Origin of the sequence: Corallococcus llansteffanensis (assembly GCF_003612055.1) — a bacterium.
Lineage (GTDB): Bacteria > Myxococcota > Myxococcia > Myxococcales > Myxococcaceae > Corallococcus > Corallococcus llansteffanensis.
Genome location: NZ_RAWB01000620.1, coordinates 1 through 5,604, shown reverse-complemented (window position 1 = coordinate 5,604; position 5,604 = coordinate 1). Strand labels below are relative to the sequence as shown.

Below are 5,604 nucleotides of genomic sequence, written 5' to 3'. Positions count from 1 at the left end.
CCATGGCGGTGCTCTACCGCGCCCACCTGCACTCGTTGGAGCTCCAGCTCGAGCTCGCGCGCCACGGCCTCCCGTTCCGCGTGCGCTCCGGAGTGCGCTTCTTCGAACAGACCCACATCAAGGACGCGCTCGCGCACCTGCGCTGGGTGCACCACCGCGAGGATGAGCTGGCCTTCAAGCGGCTCGTGCGGCGCCTTCCCGGCGTGGGCTCGGCCAGCACCGAGCACCTGTGGACCGCGCTCTCCGCGCTGCCCATGGAGCTGCCGCTGGGGGACGCGCTGCTGCACCCGGACGTGCAGGCGCACGTGCCGCGAAAGGCCGCCGCCGACTTCCAGCGCTTCCAGTCCCTGATGGCGACGCTGTCCCGAGGCGGGCCGCGAGGACCGGGCGCGCTGCTCGCGGACGTGCTGGCGGCGCGAGAGGCGGTGGAGGCGTCCGATGCGGCAGCCCGTCGCGCGGAGGACCTGCGCCAGCTCCAGGAGTTCGCCGAGCGCTTCGAGGACGTGCCGCGCTTCCTGTCCGACATCGCCCTCGTCTCTGAGTTCTCCGCGCAGGGGGCCCTGGACGGCGAGCCGCCGGACGACGTCCTCACCCTGTCCACGGTCCACCAGGCCAAGGGGCTGGAGTGGGCTTGCGTCTTCGTGCTCGGGCTGGTGGATGGGCGCTTCCCGATGTCGCAGGCCACGCGCACCCCCGAGGCCGAGGAGGAGGAGCGCCGCCTCTTCTACGTCGCCGTCACGCGGGCGCGGGAGGCCCTCTGGCTCGTGTACCCCCACACGTCGCTGCCCCGGGAGGACGGACGCCTCCTCCTGACGCCGTCGCGCTTCCTGACCGAGCTGCCAGCAGCCCCCGACACGGTGTGCGACACGCTCCCGCCCCCCGAACCCGACGGGCCCATCCGCATCCGCGAGCTGGGGCCGGATCCGGAACCCGGGTTCTAGGCGCCACCCACATCAGGGCCCCGAGCCCCTGGAGCCCCTGGCACGGGGGGGCGGCCAGGAAAAGGGGGCCCCTGGTTTTCCGCCCGGTCGGAACTACAGCCAGGGAGGAAGCATCCGCCTAGAAACGCGCACATCACGGCACGACGTGCTAGAGAGTCAGGACGGGCGCACCGTCCCCCTGGCGTGCGCTCGCTGACCTTCATGGCGGACAGACCACGCATCGTCGGGATTGACCTGGGCACCACCAACACCCTGGTGGCGTCCGTGCGCAACCGCATCCCGAAGATCGTCCCCACGGACCGCGGCAACCTCATCCTGCCCTCCGTGGTCGCGCTCTCGTCCAAGAACGATCTCCTGGTCGGCGGCGTCGCCAAGGACCAGATGGTGACGAACCCCAAGAACACGCTCTGGGGCACCAAGCGGCTCATCGGCCGCAAGTTCCACTCCAAGGCGGTGGAGGACCTCAAGGGGTACTTCCCCTACGACATCGTGGAGGACCCCAACGGGGACGCCGCGGTGACGATGGGCGGCAAGCTCTACTCGCTGCCGCAGATCTCCAGCTTCGTCCTGTCGCAGCTCAAGACGATCGCCGAACAGTTCCTGGGCGGCCCCATCGACGCGGCCGTCATCTCCGTCCCCGCCTACTACAACGACAACCAGCGCAACGCGGTGAAGGAGGCCGGGCGGCTGGCCGGCTTCGACGTGAAGCGCATCGTCAACGAGCCCACCGCCGCGGCGCTGGCGTACGGCTTCAACCGGGGCCTGGATCAGAAGATCCTCGTGTACGACCTGGGCGGCGGCACCTTCGACGTCAGCGTGCTGCACCTGGCCGGCAACGTCTTCGAGGTGCTGGCCACCGGCGGCGACACCTTCCTGGGCGGCGCGGACTTCGACAACCGCATCATGGAGTACGTGCTGGAGCGCTTCCGCGACGAGACGAAGATCGATCTCACCGAGAGCCCCATCGCGCTCCAGCGCATCAAGAACGCCGCCGAGGCGGCGAAGATCGACCTGACGCTCATCCCCAACGTCGTCATCGACCTGCCGTACATCGAGGAGCGCAAGGGCAAGCCGCTGGACCTGCGCATCCCGCTCACCCGCGACTATCTCAACAACCTCACGGGCGACCTGGTGGACCGCACCTTCGACATCTGCGACCGCGTGCTCGCGGAGAAGGGCATCTCCCGCTCGGAGATCGACGAGATCATCCTGGTGGGCGGCCAGAGCCGCATGCCGCTCGTGCAGCAGAAGATCCAGGCGCACTTCGGCAAGGCGCCGCGCAAGGGCGTGCACCCGGACGAGTGCGTCGCGCTGGGCGCGGCGCTCCTGGGTGACTCGCTGGGCAGCATCGACGCGGTGACGCTGCTGGACGCGCTGTCCATGCCCATCGGCTACGCGATGCCCAACGGGCGCGTGAAGCGCATCATCGAGAAGAACTCGCTCATCCCGATGGTGAAGAGCTTCCGCCTGCCGCCGCCCAAGGAGCCGGGCTCGCCCTTCATCGAGCTGGACATCTACCAGGGCGACAGCGACCTGATGGTGGACAACGAGTACCTGGGCACGGTGCGCGTGCCGGCCGCGTCCGCGGGCCGGAAGATCGACTTCCGCCTCACCGAGGAGTGTCTGCTCCAGGTGCAGGTGGAGGACGCCACGGGCACGCTGCGCAAGGTGGATCTGGCCACCCGCGACACGCCCGAGCAGTTGAAGAAGGCCCTGCAGGAGGTGTCCGCGCGCAACGCGCAGCCGGCCCCGTCCAGCAGCAGCGCGTCCAATGACGACCGCGGCCTCTTCTCCAGCATCAAGAGCATCTTCCGCAGGGGGTAGGGGAGGCGCGATGTCGAAGTTTCCGTCGAAGGAATGGTTGGACGAGGCCGTCCGGCTCACGAACTCGGATCCCGAGTGCGCGATGGCCGGCAAGGGCTGGAAGGGCGACTTCGGGGCCATCATCGAAGCGGAGCCGGGCAAGCTGGCGAAGTCCTTCGTGGTGCACGTCGTGCCGGGGGACTGCCGCATCGAGAAGGCCCGCGTGCTGGCGGATCCCGACGACCTGGACGAGCTGGAGCCGGTGTACCTGGCCCGCGCGCCCTACTCCGTCTGGAAGCAGCTGCTGCTGGGCACGCTGGACCCGGTGGAGGCGGTGCTCAAGCGCCGCATCTCCATGCGCGGCGACCTGCAGCCCCTCATCGAACGCATGCGCTACAAGGGCATCGCGGATCGCGTCTTCGCCGCGCTGAAGACCGAGTTCCCCGACGGGCCCTGACACGAGGACCACGACACCCATGGGCATCCGGGACGAACTGAAGAAGCAGGCATTGGGGCTCTCCGGCAAGGCGATGGAGAAGCTCATGGGCGACGAGAAGCGCGCCCTGGCCGTCGCCAACGCCATTGGCCGGGTCCAGCGGGGCAAGCAGGCGCTCGACCGGGGGCAGGACGAGGTGATGAAGGCCCTCAACTTCGCGCCCAAGAGCGACTTCAAGGCTGTGGGGAAGCAGCTGGCGGGCCTCAAGCGCCGCCTGCGTGAGCTGGACGAGAAGCTGGAGGCGCTGTCGGAGGGTTCCTCCTAGAAATTGCGTTGACACCCACGCGGACGGATGGCACTTATCGCCCCGTCCGTTGCGCAGCGGTGGCAACGGCAGTCAGCAGTCGGGCGCATAGCTCAGTGGTAGAGCACTGCCTTCACACGGCAGGGGTCGCAGGTTCAAGCCCTGCTGCGCCCACTTCAGCGAAAGAGGCCGTGAGTCCTTCCAGGGCTCACGGCCTTTCGCTTTTCCACCTCCCAACATCTGGCCGAGCCTTCCGGTGCAGGGTCCCCGTCCGCTGCCTCACGCGGGGGCCTGGCAGTGTCGGCTTCCGGCGCAATTGGCACCGGCGGGCCTGGGGCTGGCTCCCGCGGCTGTGGCACCGTCGCAGCGTGCCCAGGACATTGCGATTCACGTGGGATCAGCAGGGCCGGGTGGTGGTGCGCGGACTCCCGCCCGACGACGTGCTGGCGGACTACCTCGCGCAGGAGCTGCGCTCGGAGCCGGCGAGGGCGGAGCACATGCTGCGCGTCCTCAAGGCCGTGCGACGGGGCAACCGCGAGCGCTGGGACGTCAACGGCGACGCCTGGAGCCTGGAGCTGTCGCGGGCGCGGGCCTCCATCCACAGCGAGGAGGCCATCCCCGGGCGCTCGCAGGACCTGCCCCTGGAGGAGTTCGAGGAGGCCGTGCGCTCCTGGCTGGCGTTCATGGAACTGTCCCGGGCCCACTGAAACAAAAAGGCCCGAGCCCCCACGCGCTTCGGGGGCCCGGGCCCGGAGCCCCACACCCCATGGGACCCACGGCCTTCTATTCCATCAGGGAACGCTCGCGCGTTCAGGTCTTTGTGGCGGGCGTCAGCTTTCCGCCTGCATCCGGCGCCGGAGCCTCGGGGCCCTGTGGCGGCGTGTGGCGGGCCTTCACCAGCGACGCGACGATGCTCGCGCCCAGCACCAGCGCGATGACGCCCAGCGAGATGGCCGGTGACAGGTGCACCACGTCCACGAGCGCCATCTTCGCGCCCACGAAGACGAGGACGCCGGACAGGCCCACCTTCAGGTAGCTGAACTTCTCCATCGCCCCGGCCATCAGGAAGAACAGCGAGCGCAGGCCCAGGATGGCGAAGATGTTGGACGTGAAGACGATGAACGGGTCGCGCGTCACGGCGAAGATGGCCGGGATGGAGTCCAGCGCGAAGAGCACGTCGGAGGCCTCCACCAGCATCAGCGCCATGAGCAGCGGCGTCGCCAGCTTGCGGCCGTTCTCCACCGTGAGGAAGTGCTGCCCGTCGAAGCGCGGCGTGGACGGGATGACGCGGCGGGCGGTGCGCATCAGCCAGCCGTCTTCCGGGTGCTCCTCGTGGTTGCGCTGCACGAAGAGCTTGATGCCCGTGAGGATGAGGAACGCGCCGAAGACGTAGATGAGCCAGTGGAAGCGCTCCAGCATCGCCACGCCCGCGAAGATCATCACCGCGCGCAGCACCAGCGCGCTGAGGATGCCCCAGAAGAGCACCCGGTGCTGGTGGATGGCCGGGATCTTCAGCGCGGAGAAGATGACGACGAAGACGAAGATGTTGTCGACGGAGAGCGACTTCTCGATGAGGTAGCCGGTGAGGAACTCCATCCCCGGCCCGGAGCCGAAGCGCCACCAGAGGATGCCGTTGAAGGTCAGCGCCAGGCTCACCCACACGGCACTCCACGCGCCGGCCTCCTTGAAGCTCACCGCGTGCGCCTTGCGATGGAAGACGCCCAGGTCCAACGCGAGCATCGCGAAGACGAAGGCGATGAAGCCCGCCCACATGCCGGGGCTGGCGAGGGTGTGTATCGAATCCACGGCGTTCACCTGGGGAGGGGGCGGGACGAAAGACGGAACCCCCTTCAGATAGGAGCCAGGGCACCCTTCGGCAAATAGGGAATCTGGACGCGACCCTTCTGGAAAACGGAAGAATCTCCGAGGCAGGCGTGCGGCGCCCCGGGGAGGCGGGCAATCAAGAGCCACTTGCGCAGGGCCAATGATGGGAAGTGTTCACGGTCGCGAGGGTTTGCAAAGGCCCCGGCTGAGAACGCCTTCACCGGGCCGCAGAGACCAGCCAGGCGCTCGGACCCCCCGTGGCACGCGAGCCCGGGAGGACGGGCGCGGGTGACGAG

The 5,604-nt window shown here is 68.6% G+C and carries 6 protein-coding genes and 1 tRNA gene; 6 read left to right on the top strand and 1 reads right to left on the bottom strand.

The window, feature by feature from the left end; genetic code table 11:
* The 6 genes from D7V93_RS36630 to D7V93_RS36605 all read left to right on the top strand — a co-directional run.
* Positions 1-941: 3'-5' exonuclease (locus tag D7V93_RS36630; RefSeq protein ID WP_147451529.1), on the top strand; the 941-nt coding region annotated here is incomplete at its 5' end.
* Between the two features lie 201 nt (positions 942-1,142).
* Positions 1,143-2,765: an Hsp70 family protein gene (locus D7V93_RS36625; protein WP_120647768.1), complete on the top strand. Its 1,623-nt coding sequence runs from the start codon at positions 1,143-1,145 to the stop codon at positions 2,763-2,765.
* A gap of 10 nt (positions 2,766-2,775) precedes the next feature.
* Positions 2,776-3,201 (top strand): SCP2 sterol-binding domain-containing protein, encoded by a 426-nt coding sequence (locus tag D7V93_RS36620; protein WP_120615440.1) that lies wholly within the window; start codon positions 2,776-2,778, stop codon positions 3,199-3,201.
* 19 nt (positions 3,202-3,220) lie between these two features.
* The gene (locus D7V93_RS36615; RefSeq protein ID WP_120647766.1) at positions 3,221-3,505 is read left to right on the top strand and encodes a hypothetical protein; all 285 of its coding nucleotides are present in this window, start codon (positions 3,221-3,223) and stop codon (positions 3,503-3,505) included.
* An 81-nt stretch (positions 3,506-3,586) separates the two neighbouring features.
* A tRNA-Val gene (locus tag D7V93_RS36610) sits at positions 3,587-3,658 on the top strand.
* Between the two features lie 206 nt (positions 3,659-3,864).
* Entirely contained in the window at positions 3,865-4,191 is a 327-nt protein-coding gene (locus D7V93_RS36605) for a YacL family protein (RefSeq protein WP_147451528.1), read from the top strand.
* A gap of 103 nt (positions 4,192-4,294) precedes the next feature.
* Here D7V93_RS36605 and D7V93_RS36600 read toward each other — a convergent pair whose 3' ends face one another.
* Positions 4,295-5,257 (bottom strand): TerC family protein, encoded by a 963-nt coding sequence (locus tag D7V93_RS36600; protein ID WP_372338392.1) that lies wholly within the window; start codon positions 5,255-5,257, stop codon positions 4,295-4,297.
* Positions 5,258-5,604: the final 347 nt, after the last annotated feature.